We start from the raw sequence: 26,931 nt of genomic DNA, 5'->3' as shown, positions 1-26,931 counted from the left end.
CGGTAGGTGCGTCGGACACGAAGGCTCCGTCGTCGGTCAGCTCAGCTGCTCATACGTGGGGTTGAAGGAATGGACTTCCCAACCGTCGACGTCTGGGGCGGTGACCCACAGGTCGACCGTCTCGATCAGCCACAGTACGGGGGCGTGCTCGCGGACGTAGTCGAGCAGCTCACCGAGCTTGTCGTTGCGCGCATCGGCGTCGAACTCGCCATCGACGTCGTCGAGCATCGCATCGAGGTCGGCGTCGCAGAACCAAGGGTTCGACCAGTCACAGCGGTACTGGGTCAGCGGCCGGACCGCGTCGAGGACCGGCGGCGACACCCAGGTGCTGCCGAACGCCTCGCCCGACCAGTCAGCGCCACCGGCACCGGTGTACTTCGGCAGCCATTCCTGCGCGAAGTCGACTTGGATGAGCTCGAGGTTCACGCCCACCTCACCGAGGTAGGAGGCGACGGACTCGTAGATCTCGCGGTCGGCCGGGAAGGCGCCGAGTGTGACCTCGGCCGAGATGTCGAAGCCGTCGCCATAGCCGGCTTCCTCGAGCATCTGCCGCGCGAGTTCGGGGTCGTAGGGGTAGGGGTCACGGGCCGGGTCGTAGCCGTTGACGCCTTCGGGTGGCCACGCGCTGGCCTCGGTGAGGCCACCGACGAGCGCTTCCGCGATCGCGTCGCTGTCGACGGCGTAGTTGAGCGCCTGCCGGACCGTCTGGTCGGCAAGCGGTCCGCCGTCGTTGGTGATGAAGGCCACGCTCATGACACGGCCACTGCGGGCGACATAGGACTCGAAGCCGGCGGACTCGAGCTCGATCACCGCGTCCGCGCCACTCGCGAGGATCACGTCGACCTGCCCGGATTGCAGCGCCTGGTTGCGGGCAGCCGGATCGTTGAGGTTGACGAACTCGAGGTTGGCCACCTGCGCGTCGCGCCAGCTGTCCTCGTAGCGTTCGAGCTCAATGCGATCGCTCGACCACGTCACCGACTGGTAGGGACCGGTGCCGACCGGTTCCGTCGCGAACGAGCCGGCGCCGACCTCTTCGAAGTGGGCGATTGGGACGACGTAGACGATGGAGATGGAGGCAGGCAGGAGTACAGCAGGACGGCTGGTGGTGATCTCGACGGTCGTGTCGTCGACCGCGCTCACGGACTCGATGAACGAGTAGTTGCCCACGTGCGAGCCGTAAGACGCCGCACCCTCCTCGGAGAGCAGCAGTTCGAAGGTGCCGACCACGTCCTCGACGGTCAACGGGTCGCCGTTGTGAAACTCGACGCCATCACGCAGCACGAAGTGCCACGTGGTGTCGTCCACGGCCTCCCATGACTCGGCCAGTGCGGGCTGGGGCGTACCGGAGTCGTCGATCACGGTGAGCGCGTCGAAAACGGCGCTCCACATGAACTGGCCCGGCGAGCCGACACCCGTCCACGGCTCGGCGGACGGCGGGAAGTTGGCGACGGCGACGCTGACCTGCTCGGCCACCTCGCCACCGGCCGTCTCGCCCGCGTCGGCCTCTGCCTCCGCGTCGGCCTCCTCTTGGGGATCTTCGGTGGTGCCGGCCTCCTCACCGGTGCCGAGTTCGTCGCTCTGCCCGCCGCCACACGCGGCAAGCATCATCGCAAGTGCCAGGACCACGATCAGCGGTCGACGCTTGCCACGGTGGATCCTCATGGCAGTTCCCTCTCCTGATGTCCCATGCGCCGGCCCTCCCCCGTGCGGCCCGGCTTGCGGTTTCCCTGAATGGAACACAATACCGCATGCCGGTACAGCTTAGGAACGGGTAGGAGGATGGGCAACCCCCAGTGCGGGGCGCTCAGAGAGCGCGCGGGGGCCGCCCCGCCAGGGACCAGCCCACCACAGCGAGCACCAGTAATGCCGCGGAGGCGACGCGCACCGAGGCGAGGTCGGTCAGGCCGCCGAGCACGACGGACGAGATCGGGCGCACGCCGAGGAGCAACTGAGACCACAGTGCCATGACGCGTCCACGGAGCACGATGGGCACCGCGACTTGGATCTGCGTGGTCAGGGCCGTCACTGCCGCCAGGTAGCCGGCGCCGAGCAATCCGAAACCGGCCAGCAGGGCCGCCGGGTGGGGCGCGAGCATGATCGCGGCCGTGCCGCCCGCCGCGAATGCGAACCCGGCCCGCGCGGTGGGCATGCACAGGATCCGCGGCCGCTTCGCCATCGGGGCGCCGAGTAGAGCCCCGGCACCGAAAGCGCCGACGACGAAGCCGACGAGCGACTCGCTCGACCCGACCGCCTCTGCCAGGGCGGGGGCGAGGGTCGTGTTGGGTTCGAGCAGCACGCCCACGACGACCACGCAGCCGAATGCGGCGCGCAGTTCGCGGTTGCAGCGGACGGCACGCAGGGCGACCCGGTACCGCCCGTCGACGCGGGTCGTCGTCGCGACCGCCGCCGGGATGGGTAACCGGCGGCACACCAGCGCGTAGACCGCGAATGAGGCCGCGTTGACCGCGAAGGCCGGACCGGCGCCCGCCTGGGTGAGGACGAACGCGCCCAAGACGGGGCCGACCATGCGGGCGACGTTGATGGAGATCGTGTTGAGTGCAAGACCGGCGCCGTGGTCCGCTGGTGGGACGAGTTCGGGCACGACCGAGAGCGTGGCCGGGATGCTGAAGACCGAGCCGACGCCCAGCAGCAGACTGGCGACCAAGACGCCGACTGCGCTGCCATGTCCGATGAGGAAGGTGATGGCCAGACCGGCGGCGGCGAGTGCCGAGCCGCTCTGGGCGAGCACCAAGACACGTCGCCGCGACGTGCGGTCGGTGACGACGCCTGCCAGGGGCGTCAGCACGAGGAAGGCCGCGAAGTTGGCGAAGCTGATCAGCCCGACCATGAAGGCCGACCCGGTCAGCTCGTGCACCACGATCACCGACGTGACGACGTGGAACCAGTTGCCGATGTTGGACAGCAGCGCCGCCCCGACGAAGGGGCCGAACTGTCGGTCGAGCAGGAGTCGGCGGTAGCTGCGTGCCTCGCCGGGCACCTCGTCGCGCCCGCGGTCAGGCAGACGTGAGCGCGAGAGGCCGCAACGGCGAACCGGTGGCGCCAACCAGCGGCAGCGGGGCGAGCGCCAGTGTGAACTCGGTGAGCGAGGCGGCGGCTATTTCCTCGAGGTTCATAGTCTCGATGATGTTGATGCCCTCCTCGACGAGCAGGACGCGGTGCGCCGGCAGGACCGCGTGCCCCTTGCCCGGTGCGAGGTGCTCGAAGGCGATGGTGTCGGCGCCGACGGCGCGGGGGCGGTGCGCCGCCAGCCAGCGCGCGCCGGCCTCACCGACACCGGGGACACCGGAGTCGGTCCCGATGTAGGCGGCACCTTCATCCCACCGGGCGCCCCACCCGGAGCGGACAAGGAGGATGTCGCCGGGCTGCGGGATCGCGCCGCTGCGCTCGAGCGCGGCATCGAGGTCGGCGGGCGTGATCTCGTAGCCGGGATCGCACGTATCGAGGCCGAGCGCGACCGGGACGTCGAGGAGGATGCCGCCGAACACACCCGGCGCCACCTGGTCGATCCCGTGGACGGGGAAACGCCCGCCGACCTGCGCGTCGCCAGCGTCGACACCGCCGTGGAGTTGGCCTTCGTGGGATACGTGGGCGAGCGCGTCGATGTGAGTGCCGACGTGGGTGCCGAGCACGATGATGTCGTTGGCCGCGGACCCGCCGTCTTCGCGGACCTTGTCGCCGTGCCGGCGCGGCAGCGAGTGCCAGTAGACCGGATGATTGGGTGACTGCGGCATCCCGATGGCGTACGGGCGCGAAAGATCATAGACCCGCACGCCCGTGCGCACGGCGTCCAGAAGTGCATCAGCCAATTGCCATCTCCCGGTAAAGTGTTCCGCTAGCAGGAACGATATTCCACGAGAAGCATACACGACCGATCCGCGGCGCTCCCGTTGGCCTGTAGTAGCGTGGCGCCGGTCGCAAGAGAAACGCTGGGGAGCAACCATGAGCGAGGCCGAGCCACGTCGCCTCATCACGACAATCGAGCGGGCCGCCGACGTGCTCATGCTGTTCGCTACGGCCGACCAGGCCGACCTCGGGGTCACCGAGATCTCACGCGAGCTGGGGTTGTCGAAGGCGGTTGTGCACCGCGTACTGACCACCCTGACCGCCAAGGGGTTCGTCGAGGTGGTGGAGGACTCACGTCGCTACCGGCTCGGGCCGGCGGTCCTGAGTTTGGGCGTCGCCTACCTCGACCGCATCGACGTGCGCGCACTCGCGGCGCCCGCCCTGCACCGCTTGTCCGAGGCCACCAACGAGACCGCCACGCTGTCGCTGCGCTACGGCTGGGAGCGGATGTACGTCGACCAGGTGACGCCCGACCGCGAGGTCAAGATGACCGTGGCGCTCGGACGACCCTTCCCCCTCCACGCCGGCGGCTCGTCGAAGGCATTCCTGGCCTTTCTGCCCGAGGTTGAGCAGGAGGAGTACATCGCCGGCCGCAAGTTGTCGGCGCTGACCGACCGCACGATCGTGGACCCCGATGCGCTGCGCCGCGAACTCCGCGAGGTGCGGGCACGGGGGTACGCGCTGTCGTTCGGGGAGCGTCAGGCTGGCGCCGGGAGCATCGCGAGCCCGGTTATCGACCACCGCGGCCGGCCGGTCGCGGTCATCTCCGTCTGCGGCCCGCTTGAGCGGCTCCGCGACGAGGTCGATGACGTCGTCGCCGTGCTGCTGTCGACGACGGCCGACCTCTCGCACCGACTCGGTCACACCTCGTCGCCCGCCGAACCAGAGGTCGCGTCGGTCTAGTCGGCGTCCTTCGCGGACTCGCCGGCCTTGCCGTTTGCGGCCTCTTCCTGCGCGGCGCGACGGAACTCGCGCATGCTGGTGCCGATCGATCCGGCCAAGGCCGGCAGCTTCCGAGCGCCGAAGAGCAGCAGCACGACGAAGAGGATGACGACGAGTTCGAACCCGCCGGGAAGCGTGGGCATGTGGACTCCGGTATCGGGCACGGCTGACGCCGCGCGTGGTCAGGTCAGGCCGAGCTGGTCGCGGTGGGTGGGCAGGTGGACGTCGACGACGGCCGGCACCCGTGCGTCCTCGACGACCTTGCGAGCCCTGCGCAGCGCGTCGACGAGGTCGGCCGGGGACTCGACGACGACGCCGTGCGCACCGGATCCGGCGGCCTGCGAGGCGAAGTCGAACCGGGGGGCGTCGAGCGTGCCGCCGCTGAGGTCACGGGCGCGCATCGCGTGACCGTCCGGATAGTGGGCACGCAGCGTGGTCGTGCCGGTCCGGTAGCCGCCGTTGTTGAGCACGACCGTGAGCACCGGCGTGTCGATGGCCTCCTGCAGCCACAACGCCGAGGTCGGCGCGCCGAACAGATACGAGCCGTCGCCGGTCACGGCGACGGTCGGGGTGTCACCCGAGGCGTAGCGGGCGCCGACCGCGGCGGCCTGGGCCCAGCCGAGGCTGGACGCGCCCTTCTCGAACATCGTGCCGGGCCGGGTGCGTCGGATCGGGCTGGTGTCGAAGACCTCGGACACGAGCAAGTCGGTCTCGTCCATCACCTCGTCGAGCGTGGCGGCCACAAGCGCCGGGCTGAGCGCACCGGATGACGGGGTGGCGGCGGCCTCGGCGGGCGGTGCGAGCCAGCCGCGCCGTCGGCGGTCGATGCGTTCGCGGTCGTTCCCGTCGCATGCCTGCGCCAGCGCCTCCTCGAGTGCGAGCAGGAAGGCGTGAGGGTCGGCCTGCGCGAGAGCGGCTGCCGGGAAGTCGCCGAGCGGGATGTCGCGGTTGAGCGGGTCGCTGCCGACCAGCGCCACCCAGGCCTGCGGGTCGGGCGAGCCCGCCGCGGGGATCCAGGGCACGGGACTCTCGAGCGCGACGACCACGTCGGCGGTCCCGAGTGCGTCGGCCGCGAGCAGGCTGCCGTGACCGTCCTCGACGTTGACGCGGAAGCGGCCGTTGACGACCCCGATGGCGAACCGGTCGAGCAGGCGCGAGAGCACGGCCACGGTCGCGGGATCGCGGCCGGAACGCTCGGTGACGAACAGCGGCCGCTCCGCAGCCAGCAGGCGACGGGCGACCTCGGAGACGAGATCCTCGGGCCCGGCGCCCAGCCGGGCCGGCGGCAACGCCTCGGCCGGGCCACCCGGGCAGCGCCCGGCGGGCAGGGGGGCACGTCCGACCTCGTCCGGCACGGCGAGGTAGACCGGGCCGGTCGGTGCCGAGCGGGCGACCTGCAGCGCCCGGGCGGCCACGCGGCCCGCATCGTCGAGGGTCGAGAGCTTGTAGTCCCAGCGGACGTACTGGCGGACGATCTCGCCTTGGTCGAAGCGCTGCTGGTACCAGTAGACCGGCGCCGTGCGGCGCGCGTCGGTCACGGGCGGATAGCCGCTCATCATCAGCACCGGCGCCTGGCCCATGAGCGCGTTGTGGATCGCGCCACCGTGATGCAGCAGGCCGAGGTCGGCGTGGACGGCCGTCATGCTCGGCCCGCCGGTGACCATCGTCTCGCCGATCGCGGCAGAGAGGCCGACGTGCTCGTGGGGGGCGGTGAGGATGCCCGGGGTCGGCACGCCGGCCGCACGCAACGCCGCGACCGCTTCCTGGAACGACGTCAGGTCGGAACCCGTGGTCATCCAGAGGTTGCGGACGCCGCCCTGTGCGGCGGCGGCGAGCAGGTCGGCGGCGATCGTGCCGGGCTGGCCGGACGAGGTCATCGTGGCTCCGATTGGCGACGCGGTCTGCTCAGCGACCCTTCACCTGGTCGAGGTAGCGCGTGTCGAGCAGCTGGTCGAGGTCGACGGTGGTCTCGACCAGGCCGGCCCCCTGCAGCCCCGCCTGGGCCTGGTCCCACTCGTCGGTGTCGAGTTCGAGCAGCGCGTCGGCGCCGCGCCCAGCCGTCCACGACTCGACCAGCAGTGGAAGCTCGAATGCGGCCTGCTCCGGGTCGATGTCGGGGTTGTAGACGCGCAGGTCGGCCACAGCCTGTTCGTGGTTGCTCTCGTCGAGCATCCACTCCATCGCGCGCAGCACACCGGCAAGGAAGCGGACCGGCACCTCGCTGTCGACGTCGGTCTGCTGGCGCGAGAGGATGTAGGAGCTCGACGGCAACGAGACGTGGTCGTTGGGCAGGATCACCGGGAGTTGCACGCTCTCTTCGCGTTCGATGAGGGCACGGGCCGTCGACTGCGCCACCCAGCCGTCGATCTCGCCGTTGCGGGCGAGCTCGTACGGCGCGAATCCGACGCCGACGACCGGGCGGCTGACGGTGTCCGGTGTAAGGCCGGCCGAGATGAGCAGCAGGTCGAGCAGCGTGTCGGTCCCGCCGCCCGCCGACACGATGCCGATCGTCTTGCCGTCGAGGTCGGCCGGGTCGGTGATGGGCGCCTCGGGCAGCGAGGCGATCTCGAAGGGTGACACCTGTTGCACGGTGGCGATGTTGGTGAGCTCGGCACCTTCGTTGATCACCGCCGGGATCGAGTTGATCGGGTCGGTGCGTGCGAGCTCGGCCGACCGGGCGAGCACGGACTGGATGGCTGGGCCGCTGCCCTGGCCGCCCATGATGTCGACCTCGAGCCCTTCGTCGGCGAAGAAGCCGCGTTCGGCGGCGACCATCACCTCGAGGAAGTTGGTGCCCAGCCCGAGGGCGGTCATGTAGGCCGTCGACAGCTCGGCCGTCTCCTGTGGCGCTCCCCCGCTGCACGCCGACAGGACCGTGCCGAGCGCGCCCGAGGACATCGGCAGCAACAGGGCGGTTCCGCCCGCACGTCGCAGGAACGTGCGGCGGCTGATGGTGCTCGGCTCGTTCATGGAAAGCTCCCTCTTCACTGAGACGTCGCTGGCGTAGCCTGACCGGCGAGTTGCCGGTCGACGTCGACGGCCTCGACGACGGCGCAGAAGTGGCGCTCCAGACGCGCGTGGGTCGCTTCGGCCTGGGCGCCCCTGTTCGGCCAGGTCAGGTCACGCAGCAGCACGGGCGAGAAGCCGAGGTCCTGCGCGTCGCGGACCGTCGACTCGACGCACACCTCGAGGGTCACTCCGGCGACGAGCACGTGAGATCGACCGAGGTTTCGAAGGTGCTTGGTCAGCGAAGTCCGCAGGAAGGCACTAGCGCCGGGCTTGTCCACGACGAGATCACCGGGTTCGGGCGGCAGGTCGTCGACGATGTCGGCGCCCCAACTCCCCGGCAAGCAGTAGGTGTGGCGCTGTTCTGCGAGGGCCGCGGTCGAGGTCGTGGCTTCGCCGGGGCGCATGAAGCGTCGGGTGTAGACGACCGGGATCCCCTGATCGCGACGTACGCCGACGAAGTCCTTAAGCGGTGCGAGGACGTCACGGATGTCTGGCGCCAAGCGGCCCAAGCGACCCGAAGCACCGTCGGGGTGCAGAAAGTCGTTCTGCAGATCAACTAGTAGCAACACAACGCGGTCAGCCGACAACGTCGGCGGGACGTCGCTCCCAAGCCCACCCACATCTTGTTCCATCCACCGGAACCCATTCCCTTTGACCGGAACATAGGAGGTCTTTCGGAGCCGTGCAACTCCTGCGGGCACCTCGGAGGACCACTCGCCCTGATGGGCGCGCCCGCATGGCCACGGGGGCGACAGTCAGCAAGCTGATGCACGGACCGACGGAGCCCCGCTTCCGGCGCTGGGGGGACGGGGAGCGGACATCAGACTTGGGAAAGGTCGGAAAGAGGACGGTACGGCGCGGGAGCCGCGACGACCGTTTGCCCAAACCATCGGCCTATTCCACGCTAGAGCCGGTCGAGATCGTCGGGGAGGCCGCCAGGCAAGTCAGCGAACCGACGCGCATCTTCCACCCGGAGGTGTGTAGTCGGCCGTGGCTCGAATGCGAGGCCGGCTGACCCGCCACAGCGGGGACTCTCATGGCCATAGAATCCTTTTCTTGCGATGTGCCGTATTTGAGTGCCGACAATCACCAAGCCACGGAATCCAGGCCAACGCTGGTGCCACTCAATGATCTGCGCCTACCGGTGCGACGGCTAAGCCGACGATTCGCACTAGGCAGAATGCGCAAAGACGTGGGAGCACCCGCATGCGGGACGTAGGCGCCGCCATGCGATTCATTAATTGGCAACATGATCGACAACCCGGAGCGGCCCATACGCTCGGACGAGGACGAACCCAGCCAACGAGCGCACTGGTTGCCGTTGGTCACGAAAGCCAGACAGCGCCGACCTACACCGTTAGTACGGCGGAGGTGTCTCGTAGTCTCCCGGTCGACCGCCCCCCGGCGTCATGCCTCCCCGCGCCCGTTTTAATGATGTGCAAAAAAGGAACAGGTAGAGGGTGAAGAGGGCGGCCATACCGATGAACATCGTACGCACCCCGCGGATTGATGATCGAGTCAGGGCCTAGTGTCCGGTGCCTCGGGACACCCCTAAACTCCCTCCGAAAAACTGGCCCTACGCAGCGACCGAGGGAGCGCAGCCTCGGACTCGGACGGTGGCGGGTTCGTTGCATCCTAGCCAGCAGTGCAGCGGCTGCGGTAGTTGGCGAGGTTGCGGAGTCCGAACGAACCGTCCTGATGCTCTTGATGAGCAGGTTCAGCGCAATTGCTGCACCGGTGGGAGAGCCGCTCGCAGCTTAAAAAAAAGGGGCTTCCTTTGCCCTGTTCCGGGATGGTCCAGCAATCGGCGGACGACGGCTCGGGATCAAGTCAGCCGAGAAAGGCGACAGGGCGTTATCGAGTCATCCCACCGGGAGCCTCGAGACGCTAGGTCGCGGGCCTGCGTCCCGACCCCCACACAACCATGAGGGCGTTAGCGCTCGGGCTCGGTTGGCCGCTCGAGAGTCCACATGGCCACGCGACTAGCGAGAGGCGGCACTATAACGAACGCACCACCATCAATCTCGCGTGTCGGTATGCGCTCGGGCCAGTGCTACTGAGCCTAGGGCGAGTGCGTTCTGAAATACGCGGGCGTTTCTCCGGGAGCGCACTAGTCGAATCGCCGCACGGCACTGCGACTCACCAACGCGCTCCGGCCCTGACCATCCAGCCGGCGGACCCCGACGCCGTCGGCATGACTGAACGACGACCGAGATCGCAGAGGAGGATTGGGACACTAGACCGAACGACTCAGCCAGGATCGTAGTTCATCGATTCTGACGACCGGGAAGGCGGCGGCGCGATAGTAGGCGCTCACTGCTGGGTAACGCGTAACGAAGAGCCCGGCGGTGGTCCACCCCTCGGCATCCCGCTCATCCACCTCCAGCCCGAAGTGCTGCAAGACGCCCCGACGCACGTTCCCGAGACTGTGCACCTTCTTCGCGAGCTTGTCGGCATAGGAAGCTCGGCGACCAGAGTCGCTCTCAGGCAAGCTGTCGACGCGGCGTCACCACGCCCGGCGGTTCCCTACCCCGCACGATTCCTGTCTCCTATCGCACCGTATGGCTAGCCTCATTTGTGAGGGCCTGGGAACCCAGCTGCCCACATCGTCGGGGACGGTTCGGACTTGCTGCACGTGCATCGCGCCCCACGCGCGGATCGGCTCGTGGGGGCGCTCGCGGAGGCGATCGCGGTACCCATGGCCGAACCGCTCGTGCCCGAGGTCGTCGCGGTCCCGTCGCGCGGCATCGAGCGGTGGATCTCGCAGGAGTTGTCCGCCAGGCTCGGCACCGGCAACCTCGGCTCGGACGGGGTGTGCGCCAACGTTGAGTTTCCGTTCCCGGGACGGCTGATCCGTGAGGCGGTCGCCGTCGGCTCCGGCATCAACCCTGACCGAGACCCCTGGCTGCCCGAGCGGCTCACCTGGCCGCTGCTCGCCATCGTTGACGGTGACCGAACCGCCCCCATGCTTGGGCCTCTGCGCGCTCATGTTGGAGGGCAGGACGACGACGGCACTGGATTGGCCCGGCGGCTCAGCGCGGTTCGGCGCCTGGCCGACCTGTTCGACCACTACGGCGTGCACCGCCCCGCCATGATCTGCCGCTGGCGCGACGGCGACGACGTAGGACCCGACGGCACCCCATTAGCCTCCCGGCATCACTGGCAACCGCAGCTGTGGCGGGCCGTCAGGTACCGACTCGACCTGCCGAGCTTCGCCGAACGGCACGCCGCCGCGCTGGCCGCCCTCCGCGACGATCCGAGCCTGCTCGACTTGCCGCCGCGGCTCGCGATGTTCGGACTGACCGCTCTCCCCGCCACCTTCCTCGAGGTCGTCGCCGCGCTCGGCGTTCATCGCGACCTGCACCTACTGGTCCTGCACCCCTCCCGCAACCTCTGGGACCGCATCCACGACCTCACCGCCTCCGACCGCGGCAGCGGCCAGATCCTCCCACTCCGCGACGCCGACGCGACTGCCGACCTACCACGCAACCCGCTGCTGCGGTCCTGGGGCCGCGATGTCCGCGAACTGCAGCTCACGTCCCCGCTGCCGGCCGACGCCACCGTCACGCACCACGACCTTACCCAGGACGACCCGGACGCCCCGCCGGGCGGCCGCGGTCCGACGCTGCTCGAAAGGCTGCAGGCCGCCGTCCGCGACGACATTCACCCCGGCGCCCCGACCGGCGGCGACAAGCCGCTGCTGGACCCGCAGGACCGGTCGGTGCAGTTGCATGACTGCCATGGTCGCCTGCGGCAGGTCGAGGTGCTACGCGACGTGATCCTGCACCTGCTCGATGACGACGACGGCCCTGAGCTGCGCGACGTGATCGTCATGTGCCCCGACATCGAGACGTTCGCGCCGCTGATCACCGCCGTGTTCGGCGCCGACGCGATCGTCGACGACCGCACCGCACCTAACGCGTCCCCGCCCGACGCCCCGCCAAGCTTGCGGGTTCGGTTGGCCGACCGGTCCCTGCGCGGCACCAACCCTGTGCTCGAGGTGGTCTCGCAGGTGCTGGAACTCGCCGACGGGCGTGTGACCGCTTCGGACGTGCTCGACCTCCTGGCCAGCGAGCCGGTGCGTCGCCGGTTCGGGTTCGCCGAGGACGACCTCGGCACTCTTGAAGCCTGGGTCGGCGACCTGCGAATCCGCTGGGGCTTCGACGCCGCCCATCGCGAACGCCACGGCCTACCGGCGTTGGACGCCCACACTTGGCGGGCCGGGGTCGAGCGGCTGCTGCTCGGCGCCGCCATGGCCGACGAGGACCTCCGGCTGGTTGACGGCGTCGCCCCCTACGACGGCCTCGAAGGCCAGGCCACCGAGCTCGCCGGCCGGTTCGTCGAACTGCTCACCCGGCTCGCGGACGTCCTCGCCGACCTCGCCGACCCGCGCCCCGTCGACGGCTGGCGCGAGGCGGTGGGGACAGCCTCGGACCGACTCACTGCCACCGACGGCGACACGACCTGGCAGCGGCTGCAGCTACATCGGATTCTCGACGAGTTTGTCGACGAGGCCTCCACCGAAGGCCGACCCAACCCAGTCGCGCTTACCCTGCCCGAGGTTCGCACCGTGCTTGCCGCACGGCTCACCGGCCGGCCCACCACCTCCAGCCATCGGACCGGCGATCTCACTTTCTCCACGCTCGTGCCGATGCGATCGGTCCCGCACCGGGCGGTGTGCTTGCTCGGGCTCGACGACGGGGCGTTCCCGCGCAGGACCGTCGCCGACAGCGATGATCTGCTGGCGGCCGCACCCCGAGTCGGCGACCACGACGCTCACTCCGAGGACCGCCAGCTACTGCTCGACGCCCTGCTGGCCGCTACCGAGACGCTCGTGGTCACCTGGTCCGGCCGCGACGTGCGCACCAACGCTGATCGCTCCCCGGCCGTACCCGTCGACGAGCTGCTTGACGTGATCGACCGCACCGTCGCCAGGCTCGACGACCGCCGGCCGCGCCACCACTTGGTCGTGCGCCACCCCCTGGCCGAGCACGACCAGCGCAACTTCACCCCCGGGGCGCTGCTGCAACAGGCGGGGCCGTGGGGCTTCGACCCCGCCACACTCGCCGCCGCCGAGGCCGCCCGCTCCTCACCTGCTCCCCCCGCACCGTTTCTCGCCACGCCACTGCCTCCGCTGGACATCGACGTGATCGAGCTCGGCGACCTCGTCGCCTTCCTCGAACACCCCGCGGAAGCGTTCGTGCGGCAACGCCTGGAGGTGACCCTGCCCACCGGCGAGGACGCGACCGTGGACCAGATCGTTGCGTCGTTGGAGGGCTTGGACGAGTGGAAGGTCGGCGACTCGATCGTGCAGGGATGGCGCGACGGCGACGACCCCGAGCGGACCCTCGCGGTCGTGCGCGCCCGCGGGTTGGTTCCGCCCGGGGCGCTGGCCGATGTCGACATCGACCGCATCCGTGGGCACGTCGACCGCATCATCGCCCTGTGCGGAAGGATCGGCGTGCAGCGCGGCAACCGGGACACCGTCGATGTCCGGGTCACCCTGCCCGATGGGCGGCTGCTGGTGGGCAGCGTCCCCGATGTATTGGCGACGGGAGCCAGCCGGATGCTGACCGCTGTCGGCTACTCGAAGGTCAAGCCCAAGCAGCGGCTGGCTGCGTGGACGCGGTGGCTGGCGCTGTCGGCCCACGACCCGACCGCCGAGGTTGGAGCGGTCACGATCGGACGGCACCCGTGGCAGCGCAACACCGCCCAGGCCGTGCTGTTGCGCCGTCCCGCCGACGATGCCCAGGACGTCGCCGCCTACGCGACCACTCAGTTGCGTCGCCTGGTTGACCTGTACGACCGCGGCATGCGGTCGCCGCTGCCGTTGTTCTGCGAGGCGTCTGCCAAGGTCGCCGACAACCTCCACAGGGTGCAGGCCGCCGAGCAGTATGTGGCCAAGGTGTGGGAGACCGACGCCTTTGCGCCTTTGGCCCGCGAGGACCTCGACCCCTACCACCTGCTGGTGCTCGGCCGGCAGATGGCCACCGACGATCTTCTCGCCGAGGTCTGCCGCGACGCCGAAGAGGAATCCTGGGCCGACGACCACCGCCGGTTCGTCGCGTACGCGTGGCGGCTGTGGGAACCGGTCTTGGCTGCCGAGCAGCGACGGCAGCAGTCATGACCGTAACGATAGGCACCCCGCTCGACGGCTCGACGCCGTTCGACCTGCGTGGTGACCTGCCGGCGGGCACGGTCGTGCTAGAGGCCTCGGCCGGCACTGGTAAGACCTTCACCATCGCCGGGCTGGCGACGCGATGGGTCGCCGAGACCGACCTGCGTCTTTCCCAGCTGCTGGTCGTGACCTTCACCCGGGCAGCCACCGCCGAGCTGCGCAACCGGGTCCGCTCCCGGCTGGTCGAGACCGCCGACCACGTCGAGGCGGTGCTGCGGCGCGACATTGAGCCCGACCGCGACGACCCCGTGCTTGCCTCAGTCGCCGATGTCGCCGACGACAATGAGCTGCTGCACCGGCAAGCCCGGCTGATCCGCGCCCTGGCCGATATTGACATGGCGACGATCTCCACCATCCACGGGTTCTGCCAGCACGTGCTCGATGGGCTCGGGATCGCCAGCGACCTCGACCGCGATGCCGAGCTGGTCGACGACGTCGCCGAGCTCGTTGAGGAGGTCGTAGACGACCTGCTCGTCACCACGTACGTCGTCCCATCCGACCGGCCACGGATCGACCGCGACACCCTGCTGGGGCTTGGCCGTGCCGTGGTCGCCAGCCCCGCGACACCGCTCGTGCCCGACGCCCCGAGCGACCCGGTCGCCAAACTGCAACTCGAGCTCGCCCACCGTATCCGTGCCGAGGTTTCCCGCCGCGCACGGCAGCGACGGCTGCTTTCCTACGACGACCTGCTCACCCGGCTGGACGCCACCCTGCACGACTCCGACCAGGGCGAGCCCGCCCGGGCGTCGCTGCGCCAGCGCTACCGGGTGGCCCTCATCGACGAGTTTCAGGACACCGACCCGGTCCAGTGGCGCATCGTGTCCCGCGCGTTCACCGACACCCCGGACGACGCCGACACCGCTGGCCGGGCACTGGTGCTGATCGGTGACCCAAAGCAGGGCGATCTACGCCTTCCGGGGCGCCGACGTCCACGCCTACCTGCAGGCCGTCCGAATCGCCGAGCGGCGCCGCACGCTGGGCACGAGCTGGCGCGCCGACGCGGGGCTGCTGAAGGCGTTCAGGGCGCTGTTCGACGGGGTCGCGTTCGGGCACCCCGAGATCGCCCACCGCCCCGTCGACGCCGCCCCGGGTCACGACGCGCCTCGCTTCCGGGTCGCCGACCACCCAGAGCCGCTGCGGCTGCGGGTGGTGCCGCGGTATGACGCCTTCCGCATATGGGAGAACAAGCCCAACGCTGACCAGGTGCGCGACCTCATCGCCCGGGACCTGGCCGCCGACGTCGTGCGGCTGCTCTCGACCGGCACCGAGCTGGTCGACCGCGACCGGGACGGTCGCGAAGTCGGCCGGCGGGCGGTGGTACCCGGCGACGTCGCGGTGCTGGTGCGCTCGCACGTGCAGGCCAGCCTGGTGCAGGACACACTGCAGACGATTGGCGTCCCCGCCGTGGTAGGCGGGGCGGGCAGCGTGTTCGCGACCCCGGCCGCCACCGCCTGGCGCCGACTGCTGGACGCGCTGGAACGCCCCGCCGCGGCGTCGCGGGTGCGCGCGCTTGCGCTGACCTTGTGGGTCGGATGGACCGCCGACGGGCTCGCGGGGGCATCCGGAAACGACTGGGACCGCCTCCACGACGAGGTCAACCGGTGGGCACACACACTGAGCGTCTACGGCGTGGCGACAACCTTCCGGTCGATCCTGCTGCAGCGTGACGTGCGCCGACGGCTGCTGGCCGTCGAGGGCGGCGAGCGGCTGCTGGCCGACCTCGAACACATCGCCGAGCTCGCCCACGCCGCCGCTACCGGCGAACACCTCGGCACCGCGGGCCTGGTCACGTGGTTCCGCGACCGGTGCGCCGAGGCGGGGCGCGAGGGCGACGACGACCGGCTCCGACGGCTCGAGACCGACCGCGACGCCGTGCAGATCATGACGATCCACGGCTCCAAGGGCCTCGAGTTCCCCGTCGTGTTCTGCCCGTTCCTGTGGTCCTCGAGTGCGTCGGCTTCCGCCACGCCGGTTTTCCACGACGCCGACGGGACGCGCCTTCTGGATGTCGGCGGCTCCGGTGACGACACGTTCGGCGCCCACGTCGCCACCGCCGAGGAGGAGGCTCGGGGCGAGGAGCTTCGCCTGCTGTACGTGGCGATGACCCGGGCCAAGCACCAGGTGGTGGCGTGGTACGCGCCGGCCGGTGTGCCGGAGTGGTCGGGGCTGGGGCGGGTGCTCCTTTGCCGGGACGGGGACGGCGTGCCCGACTGCGATCAGCCCGCCCCCCTGCCGGGCGATGCCGAGATCCTTGCTGCGCTTGACGCGGTGGCCGCCGGCAGCGACGGGACGATCGCGGTCGAGACCGTGCCGCCGGCACCGGCGAGTGACCGGTGGGAGCAAGAGCCAGTCGCCGAGGTGGCGCTCGACCGCGCACGCTTCACCCGCACCCTCGACCAGACGTGGCGGCGCACCTCCTACAGCGCCCTGACTGCGCTGGACGTTGACGACCCGCGCGTGGGGTCCGAGCCGGACGAACGGGTCAAGGACGACGAACCCGCCCCGGACCTCGAGGGCGAGGAGGATCACGTGCCGACGGGCGAGCCGGTCTGGGCCGACGCACACGGCCTACGCGAGGTGACACTGCCTCTAGCCGAGCTGCCCGGCGGCCGGCACGTTGGCACCTTCGTGCACGGGGTGCTCGAGCACACTGACTTCGCCGCAGCCGATCTCGACGCGGCCCTCAGCGAGGCGGTCGCGGGTCAGTTGCGGCGGCGCCGACTCGACCTCGACACCGGCCTGCTCGTCGCAGGACTGCGGGCGGTGCTCGAGACCCCGCTAGGGGACTCCGCCGGCGGTCTGGCGCTTCGGGACGTGGGGCTGCGGGATCGCCAGGACGAGATGGCGTTCGAGCTGCCGCTGGACCGCGCGGGTGGCGACCCGGCGACGGTCGGCGACTTGGTGGGGCTGCTGCGCGAGCACCTACCCGCCGACGACCCGCTGGCCGGCTACCCGGACGCGGTGCCGACCTCACTGCTGGACCGACCGCTGCGTGGCTTCCTCGGCGGTTTCATCGACCTCGTGGTGCGCCGCCGGGGCGCCGCCGGTGACGTGTTCCACGTGATCGACTACAAGACCAACCGGCTCGGCGTGTGGGGCGAGCCGCTGACCGCCTTCGACTACCGCCAGGAGGCACTGGCCGATGCGATGACCCGCACCCACTACCCGGTTCAGGCGCTGCTGTACGCGGTGGCGGCGCACCGGATGTTGCGGTGGCGGCTGGGCGAGGACTACGACCCGGCAACCAACCTCGGAAGCGTCCTGTATCTGTTCCTGCGCGGCATGGCCGGGCCAGAAACACCGGCGCCTGACGGCCGGCCGTGCGGGGTGTTCGCGTGGTCGCCGCCCACCTCGCTGATCACCACGACCAGCGACCTGCTCCACGGCGTGCCGGTATGAGTGCGTCCGAGGCCACCAGCTTGGACAGAGATCCGCACGATGTGCGGCTGGCCACAGGTGCCCCGGACGCGCTGGTGGCGTTCAACCGATGCGGAGTTCTGAGCCCGGCCGACGTGCACGGGGCGGTGACGCTGGCCCGTGTCTGCGGGGACGGGCGCCCCGAGGTGCTGTTGGCGGCTGCGCTGGCTGTGAGGGCGCCGCAGCACGGGCACGTGTGCGTCGAGCTGGACGACGTGGTCGGCACGATCGCCGCCGGCGAGGAGACCGACTGGGACGTCGCCGCGCTGCCGTGGCCTGACCCGGCGGCGTGGCGGGCGGTGCTCGAGGACAGCCCCCTGGTGCGCGTGCGCCCCGAGGGCACCCCGTCACGTGACCAGTTGCAACCCGAGCTCGACCGGCCGCTGGTGCTGGTGGACGATCGGCTCTACCTCGACCGGTACTGGCGCTATGAGCGGCGGGTGGCCGCGATCCTGCGCGCACGGGCGGGGCGGGTGGACGAGGGCGTCGACCTCGCCCGGGTCCGCGAGGTCCTCGACCGGCTGCTGCTTCCCGACGAGGAGCGCCCCGACCGGCAGCGGTTGGCCGTGGCCACTGCCGCCCGCCGGGCATTGACGGTGATCGCCGGTGGACCTGGCACGGGCAAGACTCACACGGTTGCGCGACTGCTGGCGCTGCTGCACGAGCTCGCGGGTATTGGCGGCGCGTTTGCGCCCGGCGATGGCTGGCCGCAGGTCGCGGTGGCTGCACCAACGGGCAAGGCCGCGGACCGGCTCACCGCCTCGCTGCGGCAGGCGGTGGCGGATCCGGGGCTGCAGGTCTCGGACGAGGTACGGGTGCGCCTGGGGGAGCTGCAGGGCTCGACGCTGCACCGGCTGCTTGGGTGGACGCCCCGCAGCGCGACGCGGTTCCGGCATGACCGCCATCACAAGCTGCCGCACGAGGTCGTGGTGGTCGACGAGACCTCGATGGTCGACCTGCCGCTGATGGCCAAGCTGCTGGAGGCGATGCGCCCGGATGCGAGGCTGGTGCTGGTGGGTGACCCTAACCAGTTGGCGTCGGTGGAAGCGGGGGCGGTCCTTGGCGACATCGTCGGGCCATCAGGGACGGCGCTATGCATGAGCGAGGACAACCGTGCGGCGCTGGAGGCGACCACTGGTGAACCGCTCGGGGCCGAGGTGGTCACACGTGCCGACGACGGCGGAATCGACGATGCGGTGTTGGTGCTCGGAACCGGGCGGCGGTTCGGGGCGAACTCGGGCATCGCCCGGTTGGCGACCGCGATCCACGCCGGTGACGCCGACGCGGTGGTGACGGTGTTGCGGTCCGGGCCTGCCGACCTCGAATGGGTCGAAGCGCCGGGTGATGCCCGCGACGTTGCCGAGCTCGCAGTCGTGCGAAATCGTGTCGTCGCAGCGGGGCGGGCCGTGGTCGGGGCGGCGCGAGATGGGGACGCGGGCGCGGCGCTGGCGGCAATGGACACGCTGCGGGTCCTGTGTGCACACCGGCGTGGGCTGGTGGGTGTGACCGGCTGGGTGCGGCTCGTCGAGCGGTGGCTGACCGGAGCGGTCGACGGCTTCGACCCCACGGGACGGTTCTACGTCGGCCGTCCGGTGCTCGTCACCCGTAACGAGCCGCGCCTGCACCTGTTCAACGGCGACGTCGGCGTGGTCGTCCGGGCGGGCGACGGCGTGGCCGTCGCCTTCCACGGCGTTGATGGCCTGCGGACCTTCGCCCCGGGCCGGCTCGAGGACATCGAGAGCGTCCACGCCATGACCATCCACAAGAGCCAGGGTTCGCAGTTCGAGCACGTGGTCATAGTCCTCCCCGACAAAACCTCGCAAGTCCTGACCCGGGAGTTGCTCTACACGGCTGTCACCCGCGCGGAGGACGGCGTGACGCTTGTGGGGACCGAGGCGGCGGTGCGGTGCGCGGTCGCACGTCGGGTCTCGCGAGCCTCGGGACTTCGCTCCACGCTTTGGCCAACTGCCTGAGCTCTCGCTTCGTCGACGGAATCTGCCCTCGCGGCGTGAGAGCCGCTCCCGTTCGGCCACGGCCCCATCGGAAGCCGGGGGGACAAGCGTCACGACAGCCCCATCGCCCGAAGGCTCGACCCAAGCGGGCGCCCTAGGTGTCCAGGGCTCAGCGATGAAGTTGAGCGACGCGAAGCTGACCTAGCGGCCATCCATAGGGCACGTCACGGCTGAGATCGTAAATGCGTTCATCAGGACGGGCTGGTGGTCGGCCCTCCGCGATCGTGGTGAGTTGAGAGCATCCGCCGCGTGCGATGAATCTAGGACGGGGGCTACCGGCCCCGCAGATCGTCGGCAAGCTTGCGGAGCCCAAGCCGCTCGGCGACGTCGGGGTCGCCGACCACCACGAGGAGCGAGCGTGCGCGGGTCGCTGCCACGTAGATGGACCGCTTCACCTCTTCGAGCCGTTTCGGCTTCTGCGGGTCCATGTCGAGACCGAGCACGACGACCGGTCGCTCCATCCCTTTGAACGATGCGCTGTTGGTTTCCACCCGTTCGCCTGCCAGTGCGGCCGTCGCGAGCTCAGCGGTGGCGCCTTTGGCGGGGTTGTGGAACAGCCACAGCACCGCGATCTCGTCGTCGGTGATGCGTTCGTCGCGTTGAAGCTTCCTCGCGACTTCGGCGGTCCGGGCGATGACGTGCTCACCCGGTACGGCGACGAACCGCACCGGTGGTCCGTCGCCAGTGACGCAGTCGAGCTCGAGGTCGCCGAACCGGGCCGCGAAGGTCGCGACGTACCGCGAGTTGCGGAAGTTCTCGCGAAGCTCGTGCTGGACGTCGAGAAAGTCGGGTAAGGCGGCCGACGCGTCGAACAGGTCCTGCTGGCTGTCCGCGAACGCGTACCAACGGCCGTCTCTCGCCACCAGGCTCGAAATGGCGATGGCCCACAGCTCGGAGAGGTCCTGGGCCTCATTGAGCACGACCACGTCGAACTCGCCGCCGGTGATCTCGGGCGTCAGCACCTCCGGGAGTCGCTCGTAGTACCACTCGCCGAGATCGTCTCCCGCCTCGCCCGTAGTCCCGTGGCGTGCGACGTCGGCGATGTCGGTCACCACGACCTGCCCGCGCGGATCGTCGGTGACCTGGTCGGCCACCGGGCTCCCGATCCGGTGCAGCTCCTGACGGAGTGACTCCCGCAGCCACCGCCCGAGCATCACGTTCCAGCAGGTCAGCAGCACGCGGTCGCCGAGTGAGGAGAACTGCAGGGCTGCCTCGAGCGCGAGGATGGTCTTGCCAGTACCGGCCGCTCCCCGAACCAGGACGTGGGGGTGAGTGACGAACCGCCGCAGGATATTGCGGTGCGACTCGGTGTGGATACGGACCTGAGCCTCGTGAGCATCGACCGCCGCCGCAGCGACCGGCCGACCCTGCTGGCTCCGCCCGCGCAGGATCGACGCAACGCGCGCCGCGCCAGCCTCCCCGAGCGGCTGCTCCCCCTGGCTGAGCGGCCCGCAGCTCCTGGCGTACCGGACCGCAAGCTGGTCCTCGACCAAGGCATCCCACAGCTGCCCCTCACGCAGGACGGGCTCACCCGGGGCCGCGAGCCGACACTCCGGCATCGCGACGAGCCACCGCATCGCCAGGCGTGCGGTGTCGACCCCGCACGCACCCAGAGCCGCCCGCAGAACCGATCGCGAGCGTTTGGCTTGGTTAACCGGATCGCGCACCTCGCGGGACCCGCCTTCGAAACGACGCCAGACCGCCCGCGTCGCGTCGTAGGACAGCGTCCCACCCTTCACTTCCACCACGGTGACACCATGATCGGGATCGATGAGGACCAGGTCCGCCTCCGCCTCCTCAAGCCGCCCGCTCGCTCCGACCGTCATGACCACTTGCGGCAGCACAAGCACCCGGTCGGGCAGTTGCTCCACGCACCAGCGCCACAGCGTCTGCTCGGCCGGTGAGGACTCCGGAGCCCACCGCGGGTCCTGCGGTACCGAGGTGCCCACCCTCTTCCTCAGCTCGCGGTCAGCCGCCGCCGTGGGATGCTAGCGATACCAACGACGGCGGCGGGCGGCCAGCGAATCAGGGACGCGTCGACCCTGTGTGCCAACCAGCGATGCATCCCCTTCGTGTCAGCACGGCTGTCACACCCGAACGACAAACTGGGTGGCAGTTCAGAGGTACCGGCAGTTCGAGGTCAGAGGCGGGGTCGGATGCAGCGGTCGGGGATGGTGAGGTGGGGCTCGACGCGCCTCGCGAGCGTGTGGCGCCGGCCCTCGGGCGGCTTCCGAGCCGTCGCTGTGGTGGTGCTCGTGCTCGTCGTCCTGGCCGGTGGCCTCTTCTGGGTCGCGCTGACGGTGCTGATGCTGGTCGCCAGCGTTTCGGCGTGGGCCGGCCGGAGCATCGAGCGCTGGCGGAGCCGTCCGGTGGTTCGCTACCTCGACGAGGTCGATGCCACCCAGACGGTCCTGCAGGAACAGCTCGCCTGGGCGACCCGCGAGATCGAGCTGCGGGACCGGCGGCTCGCCGAGCTCCAGCGTGGGGGCACCCGCGGCGACCTCGGTGGATCGGAGAGCGACCGTGGGTGAGCGGAGCCGACGGGCACCGCGCCCCGTGCGTCGGATGGGGAAGGATCCGCGCGAGCGGGGCCGGGCGCTGCGTGACGAGGGTGCGAAGCTCCTCATCAGCGCGGCGGCAGGGCGGGCGATGTGGGCAGCCCGTCCACCCCTGACGGTGACGGCCGCCGGCAGCCTCGACGCGGTCGTCCTGGGCGGTCAGCCGCGCATCGACGTCTTGACTACCGACGAGCTCGCCGCCGCGGCCGCACGCGCGCATATCGACCTCGCTGCAGCGACCGAAGCGGACGAGCCCGCCCTCCAGGGGTTCGTCTCCGCCTTGCGCGGCACCGCCGGGGAGCTCCTCACCCTCGAAGCGCTCAACGATGGCAGGCTCCCGGCGCCGGGCAGGGCAGTCCACGCGGAACTGATCGCGCACCACCATCCCGGCGTGGACCTCGCGTTCCACGATGCCGGTGGCGCCATCGTAGATACCGCCAACGTCAAGATCGCGGCAGATCCGGACGTGGCCCTCCGCCACTTCGGACGCCACCCGGACGTACGGCTGGTCTATGCGCCCACGGACACTGCCGAGAGGCTCGCTCGGATGGGCTTCGAGGTGGTCGGTCCCTCCGGTGTCATCCCCGCCGAAGGCCCCGTCATCGTCGATCTCGGGTCACCGACTGCCAGCTTCGACGAGCAGGTCCGTGGGGCCCTGGCCGGGACGGTGGTGGACGCGTCCACGCCGCTGTGGCAGCTCGTCCCGTGGTTCGGGTTCACCGGGGTCGGGATCCGGGCCGTACGGCGCCTCGCTGCGGGCGCCGACCGGGCGACGGTCCGGACGCTAGGAGCCGGTGACGCGGCCGTGGCCGGAGCCGCGTCCACCAGCGGCAAGCTGGCCGCGTTGGCAACCGGGTCCACCCTCTCCGCCATCCCGTTCGCCCTCGTGGGAGCATGGACCGCACAGGCAGCGGTGGCCACCCGGCGCAGTTGGCGTCAGGCCGCGCAGCGCGAACGGGTGCTCCGGGCACGGCTCCTCGACCTGCCGGCGACCAGATGACGGAGCCGACACGCGACGACCGCCGGAGCGGGGCCCAGCCCATCAGATGGGCGGGCTGGGCTCTCGGCGCGATCGTCCTGCTCCTCGCGGCCTGGTGGGTGCTGCTACTGATCCTCTTCTCCGGACCCTTCGCTCTCCTCGTGAAGCTGACGGTCCTGACGGTGCTGGTCATAACCCGCCTGCGAGCACGGAGGATCAAGTGACCGGAGAATGGCCGTTCTGACCACAACATCTTGTGGTTGGCGGCGCCGCGGCACGCTGTCCTCATCCCTCACGGGGGCGGCTTTCACCGGCAGGTGGTGCTGAGGGTTGCCTCCCTGCGGGCGACAGGCTCATTACCAACCCAGACGGTGCACCACCGGAAGTGACGCCCGACTACGGTCTCGGTCTGAGCAGGCGTTGGCGCATCTCCGGGGTTGGCTGTATCCCGGCGGGGAGGATGAACGTGCGGAAGGGTCGACAGAAGTACGGGGAAATTCATGTCCGATATTGAGGCGCCCGTCTGGGTGGAGCAGGTCCTCAAGGACAGTTGCATCGTGAGGTCGCCGGTCACTATCCGCTTAGCGGACGGCGCTGAGTACGACGAGTTCATCGTCGGCAGGGTCGAGTCGCTGGAAAAGGGCCAGTACGGACTCGCTAGAGGGTTGGTTCCGCCAGCCAAGGGCTATTCACGGGGTCAGGGCCAGTGGGTTCCCGGGTCTAGCTGGGAAGACTTCCTTCTCGCTCGGGTCAACCTCGAGGCGTCCTTTGGGGTCGTTGACACAGCGGTCAAGGAGGCCCTCGAGGAAGTGCGATCTGCACTCAAGGACAGCAAGGCCTTGCTCGAGGCGACGTACCACGGTCAGCAGGAAGAACTCGCCGCACAGTCGAAGAAGATTGCGGAGGACCGGTCGGAACTGCGTGACCTCATCTCCGAGCAGCGGGCCCATGAGGCGCGCCTCAACGAGTTGATCGAAGCCGTGGAGTCCCCTGAAGCGAAGCGAGTCGTAGAACTCCTCGGTCTACGAAACCAGGAACAAAACGTCATCACGTTCTCATCGCATGAGGTCGTGTCCGACTCCCCGCTGGAGAAGGTGTTTTCCTCGTCAGCAACTCTCAAGTCGGACTTCGATCCGGCCCTGCTACGTCGTGCAACAATCGGCACTCTCATTGCACGATTGACTGGCCAGCTTCTACTGTTCGGAGGTCCGCCAGGGTCGGGGAAGTCCACTCTCGCGAATGCGCTCTCGAACGGACTGACGGGGCGCTCAGCGGAGATGATCGCTGTTCGTCCGGAGTGGCTCGACACGGCAGACCTGCTCGGTTTCCTCATGCCAGGTCAAGCGATCTACAGCACGACTGATTTTCTCGACATACTCTTAAGAGGGGATAGAAAAGGCGTCCCTACGCAGATTGTGGTGCTTGATGAACTCAACATCGCTCGGATAGAGAACTACGCGGCGGACGTCTTAGGCGAGTTCGAACGCTCAAAGCAATCCCGGGAAGATGGCAGGATACGTCTCTATAGCCCGGAGCAGCTACGACACCTGGAAGATAGGGCCCTCGCAGCTGGAGCGGGAAGCGCCGAATCGACGGCGCTGCGGGTTCTGCGGGAGCGTGTTCGCGAGACCGTTCTACTCCCGAAGTCTTTGTGCTTGATGGGAACCTTGAACGACGACGCCACCACGAAGGAACTCTCACCGAAGGTACTCGACCGATCCCTGGGCCTCCGCGTCGAGCACCTCCCGCCAGCAGCTGTTTTCCCGCCGGTCGCCGGTGACGTCCAGCAACCGAGCGCTCAAGAGCCGCCTTGGGGAGACGCCGTTCGACCCTCCGAGGCAGCGGTCGTCGAAGAGGTTGAACGGGTTTGGAGGATAATCACCGGTAAGGAGGGGAGCTCACTTCTTGAGCAGGTGGACGTCTATCCGAGCCGTAGGCTCTATAACGCTCTGCGCGCAGCGGTCCATGTGCTTCCGAACATCCCGGCTCCGGCAGCAGTGACGGTCGAAGACGTCCTCATAATGAGGCTTCTACCCGCTGTCAGAGCCGAACCTGGCAGCAGCGCCGTAGGCGACGTTGCGAAGAAGGCCAAGAACGATTGGAAGCTAACAAGCCTTGGTAAGGAACTCGAAGCGCTTGAGAGCCGAGCAGAGAGGCGCATGCGACCAGTGTCTTGGCTGAACTGACGTGGAAGAAGTTCAGGTCTGCTTGAGCGATCGGCCGCTGGAGCTCAGTCCTGAGGGTTTCGTTGAGATCCCGTCCCAGTACCGACAGTGGGGCGTACGTCGAGAAGACGAGCTTGATAGGTCACCCCCCTGGGTGCGCGACGGCGATGTCTGGCGGGAACTCGAATACAACCCGGAGCGCCGTTGGTGGCAGCTTCCACGCGGCGGTCCTCCAGCTGCTGGCTGGGTCTCCCTGCACGCCTCTCGTGAGGGACCGCCGTTAGCTCCGGCGGTTCTCGTCGCGGCCTCGCAACTGCCCCTCGACGACTATCACGCGATGATCGAAGATCTCGGTCGGCTGGCACTCGACGCATCGGTCTACCGCGTAGGGGCGCGAGACCTGCAGCGGCCTCGTACACGTGGCGACGCGGTCTCGCTGCAGGTGGCAGCGCTGGCGAAGCTGGCCACTGCGCTAGGCCAGCATGCTGGTGAAGTCCGCCGGTCGGCGGCGAGACGTTTCGGGCGACAGACCGCCGTTGTGCCCACTGACAGGGGAGCCACTGACGCTCGGATGGCACGCGCCATCGCGCGCCGTCCTGGCCATCGCCACGTACGGGTCACGCGTCTGGCCGAGATGCCTAGTTCGCCCGTCACGGAGTGGATCGACCACATCTGCACCATCGTCGCTCGTGAGCACCACCGACTGGAGCGCGCCCTTACGGAACTGGTGAACCGCCAACAGCGAGCCGCTGAACAACGGGAGAGTGCCTTCCAGGAGTTCGCCGCTGAAGCTCGCGTCTTCAAAAACGCGATACGGGGGTCCGAGGAACCGCGCGACACATCCACGGCGCGAGGAGACCTAGGCGACATCAAGTCTGTGCTTACGAAGCTCGGCCCCTACAAGGAGACCGTCCGGCCACCGCGCGAGACCAACGATTGGATCTTCAATCCGAGAGGCGCACTACTTAGAAAGGCGCTGCGGGAGTATCGCGCGGTTGTCCCTTACATCAAACCCGGGTGGGAGAGGTCTCTGCCAGAAGGTGCTTCGCTTCGCCATACGAGCGAGATGTACGAGTGGTGGGTGCTCTGGTCCGTCTACGTCGGACTGTTGAAACGTGGATTCGCAGTCGTGAGTCGCGGGATGGACCACGCTGACCTTTTCGAACCGGAACGCATGCGGTCTGCCCCCCCCATTCAGCTCCAAGATACCTATGGGGTGCGCGTATCTCTTTGGTATGAACCTTGGCTCGAGCTCACCTACCCGACTGCGGACGAGCGGCGCATGCGTCCGGACATAGTCCTCGACATCACCACCGACGAGGGCATGATACGGTGCATTATCGACGCGAAATACCACGCTTACCAGCTTCCCCCACCCGGCAAGTACGCCGAAGATGCCGGGGCCTGCGATGATTCGTGGTTCCTTCTTGTTCTAGAAGGAACCGCCGCCACGAAGTACCGGCGGTCTCACCTCACAGAATCGTCGAAAGCCATCATCGCTCAGGCATCCTTCATAGTCCACCCCACGCCGGGCCGCCGGTATACCGTAACAGGAGGACGGAAGCTCCGAGACCACCCCGAAGTTCGAACGTCGAGAGAAGTACACGACGCCTGGCCGAAACACGACTTCGGTGCTCTTCGCTTACATCCGGACGATAAGGAACGGCGAGAACTAACACGACTTTTCTGGATACTCTTCGGGTACAAGGCCGGATTGCGCAGCCGATGCTGGTCGTGTGGGCAACCGGGCGCCGAAGTGATCCCGTTCTCGCGCGTAACCGGTCGCGAGATCACGCCCAAGCAGCAC

At 69.1% G+C, this 26,931-nt stretch carries 16 protein-coding genes and 1 pseudogene; 9 read left to right on the top strand and 8 right to left on the bottom strand.

Features of this window, described 5'->3' with window-relative positions; translation table 11 throughout:
- Positions 1 to 36: 36 nt before the first annotated feature.
- The 3 genes from ACERM0_RS17570 to ACERM0_RS17560 all read right to left on the bottom strand — a co-directional run bounded on the left by ACERM0_RS17570 (position 37) and on the right by ACERM0_RS17560 (position 3,827).
- Complete coding sequence (locus tag ACERM0_RS17570; protein ID WP_373679915.1) at positions 37 to 1,662, bottom strand: ABC transporter substrate-binding protein; 1,626 nt, start codon at positions 1,660 to 1,662, stop codon at positions 37 to 39.
- A 142-nt stretch (positions 1,663 to 1,804) separates the two neighbouring features.
- A complete protein-coding gene (locus tag ACERM0_RS17565; RefSeq protein ID WP_373679914.1) occupies positions 1,805 to 2,998 on the bottom strand; it encodes an MFS transporter in 1,194 nt (397 codons plus the stop codon).
- 16 nt (positions 2,999 to 3,014) lie between these two features.
- A complete protein-coding gene (locus ACERM0_RS17560; protein ID WP_373679955.1) occupies positions 3,015 to 3,827 on the bottom strand; it encodes a cyclase family protein in 813 nt (270 codons plus the stop codon).
- Positions 3,828 to 3,960: 133 nt separating this feature from the next.
- Here ACERM0_RS17560 and ACERM0_RS17555 point away from each other — a divergent pair, with 133 nt between their 5' ends.
- Positions 3,961 to 4,767, top strand: a complete 807-nt coding sequence (locus tag ACERM0_RS17555; protein WP_373679913.1) for an IclR family transcriptional regulator — start codon at positions 3,961 to 3,963, stop codon at positions 4,765 to 4,767.
- Here ACERM0_RS17555 and ACERM0_RS17550 read toward each other — a convergent pair.
- From ACERM0_RS17550 to ACERM0_RS17535, 4 genes are read right to left on the bottom strand one after another with little or no spacing between them, the layout of a single operon-like run.
- Complete coding sequence (locus ACERM0_RS17550; protein ID WP_373679912.1) at positions 4,764 to 4,949, bottom strand: twin-arginine translocase TatA/TatE family subunit; 186 nt, start codon at positions 4,947 to 4,949, stop codon at positions 4,764 to 4,766. The two genes, ACERM0_RS17555 and ACERM0_RS17550, sit on opposite strands and share 4 nt — an antisense overlap.
- A gap of 39 nt (positions 4,950 to 4,988) precedes the next feature.
- A complete protein-coding gene (locus ACERM0_RS17545) occupies positions 4,989 to 6,683 on the bottom strand; it encodes a thiamine pyrophosphate-dependent enzyme (protein ID WP_373679911.1) in 1,695 nt (564 codons plus the stop codon).
- A gap of 28 nt (positions 6,684 to 6,711) precedes the next feature.
- A complete protein-coding gene (locus ACERM0_RS17540; RefSeq protein WP_373679910.1) occupies positions 6,712 to 7,776 on the bottom strand; it encodes an ABC transporter substrate-binding protein in 1,065 nt (354 codons plus the stop codon).
- 14 nt (positions 7,777 to 7,790) lie between these two features.
- A complete protein-coding gene (locus ACERM0_RS17535) occupies positions 7,791 to 8,447 on the bottom strand; it encodes a cysteine hydrolase family protein (protein ID WP_373679909.1) in 657 nt (218 codons plus the stop codon).
- A 2,003-nt stretch (positions 8,448 to 10,450) separates the two neighbouring features.
- Here ACERM0_RS17535 and recC point away from each other — a divergent pair.
- The 4 genes and pseudogenes from recC (at position 10,451) to recD (ending at position 19,383) form a co-directional block, all read left to right on the top strand.
- On the top strand, positions 10,451 to 13,942 hold the full coding sequence (gene recC, locus ACERM0_RS17530; protein ID WP_373679954.1) for an exodeoxyribonuclease V subunit gamma: 3,492 nt from the start codon (positions 10,451 to 10,453) through the stop codon (positions 13,940 to 13,942).
- Positions 13,939 to 14,832, top strand: a pseudogene (locus tag ACERM0_RS17525) (UvrD-helicase domain-containing protein); the annotation flags it as partial. The gene recC and the pseudogene ACERM0_RS17525, both read left to right, overlap by 4 nt.
- A 46-nt stretch (positions 14,833 to 14,878) precedes the next feature.
- Complete coding sequence (locus ACERM0_RS17520; RefSeq protein ID WP_373679908.1) at positions 14,879 to 17,392, top strand: 3'-5' exonuclease; 2,514 nt, start codon at positions 14,879 to 14,881, stop codon at positions 17,390 to 17,392.
- Positions 17,393 to 17,466: 74 nt separating this feature from the next.
- Positions 17,467 to 19,383, top strand: coding sequence for an exodeoxyribonuclease V subunit alpha (recD, locus tag ACERM0_RS17515; protein WP_373679907.1), 1,917 nt, complete (start codon positions 17,467 to 17,469; stop codon positions 19,381 to 19,383).
- A gap of 311 nt (positions 19,384 to 19,694) precedes the next feature.
- Here the strand turns inward: recD and ACERM0_RS17510 are convergent, their stop codons facing one another.
- The gene (locus ACERM0_RS17510; RefSeq protein ID WP_373679906.1) at positions 19,695 to 21,371 is read right to left on the bottom strand and encodes an NERD domain-containing protein; all 1,677 of its coding nucleotides are present in this window, start codon (positions 21,369 to 21,371) and stop codon (positions 19,695 to 19,697) included.
- Between the two features lie 297 nt (positions 21,372 to 21,668).
- Between ACERM0_RS17510 and ACERM0_RS17505 the strand changes: the two genes are divergently transcribed.
- The 4 genes from ACERM0_RS17505 (at position 21,669) to ACERM0_RS17490 (ending at position 25,145) form a co-directional block, all read left to right on the top strand.
- Positions 21,669 to 21,953 (top strand): hypothetical protein, encoded by a 285-nt coding sequence (locus ACERM0_RS17505; RefSeq protein WP_373679905.1) that lies wholly within the window; start codon positions 21,669 to 21,671, stop codon positions 21,951 to 21,953.
- Positions 21,954 to 21,987: 34 nt separating this feature from the next.
- Positions 21,988 to 22,980: a hypothetical protein gene (locus tag ACERM0_RS17500; RefSeq protein WP_373679904.1), complete on the top strand. Its 993-nt coding sequence runs from the start codon at positions 21,988 to 21,990 to the stop codon at positions 22,978 to 22,980.
- On the top strand, positions 22,977 to 23,183 hold the full coding sequence (locus ACERM0_RS17495) for a hypothetical protein (protein WP_373679903.1): 207 nt from the start codon (positions 22,977 to 22,979) through the stop codon (positions 23,181 to 23,183). The genes ACERM0_RS17500 and ACERM0_RS17495 overlap by 4 nt, the downstream gene beginning before the upstream one ends.
- A 276-nt stretch (positions 23,184 to 23,459) precedes the next feature.
- Entirely contained in the window at positions 23,460 to 25,145 is a 1,686-nt protein-coding gene (locus ACERM0_RS17490) for an AAA family ATPase (protein ID WP_373679902.1), read from the top strand.
- Positions 25,146 to 26,931: the final 1,786 nt, after the last annotated feature.

The sequence above is a fragment of the Egicoccus sp. AB-alg2 genome, assembly GCF_041821065.1.
Lineage (GTDB): Bacteria > Actinomycetota > Nitriliruptoria > Nitriliruptorales > Nitriliruptoraceae > Egicoccus.
The sequence above is the reverse complement of the archived record's forward strand: the minus strand, read 5'-3'. Positions and strand labels throughout refer to the sequence as shown.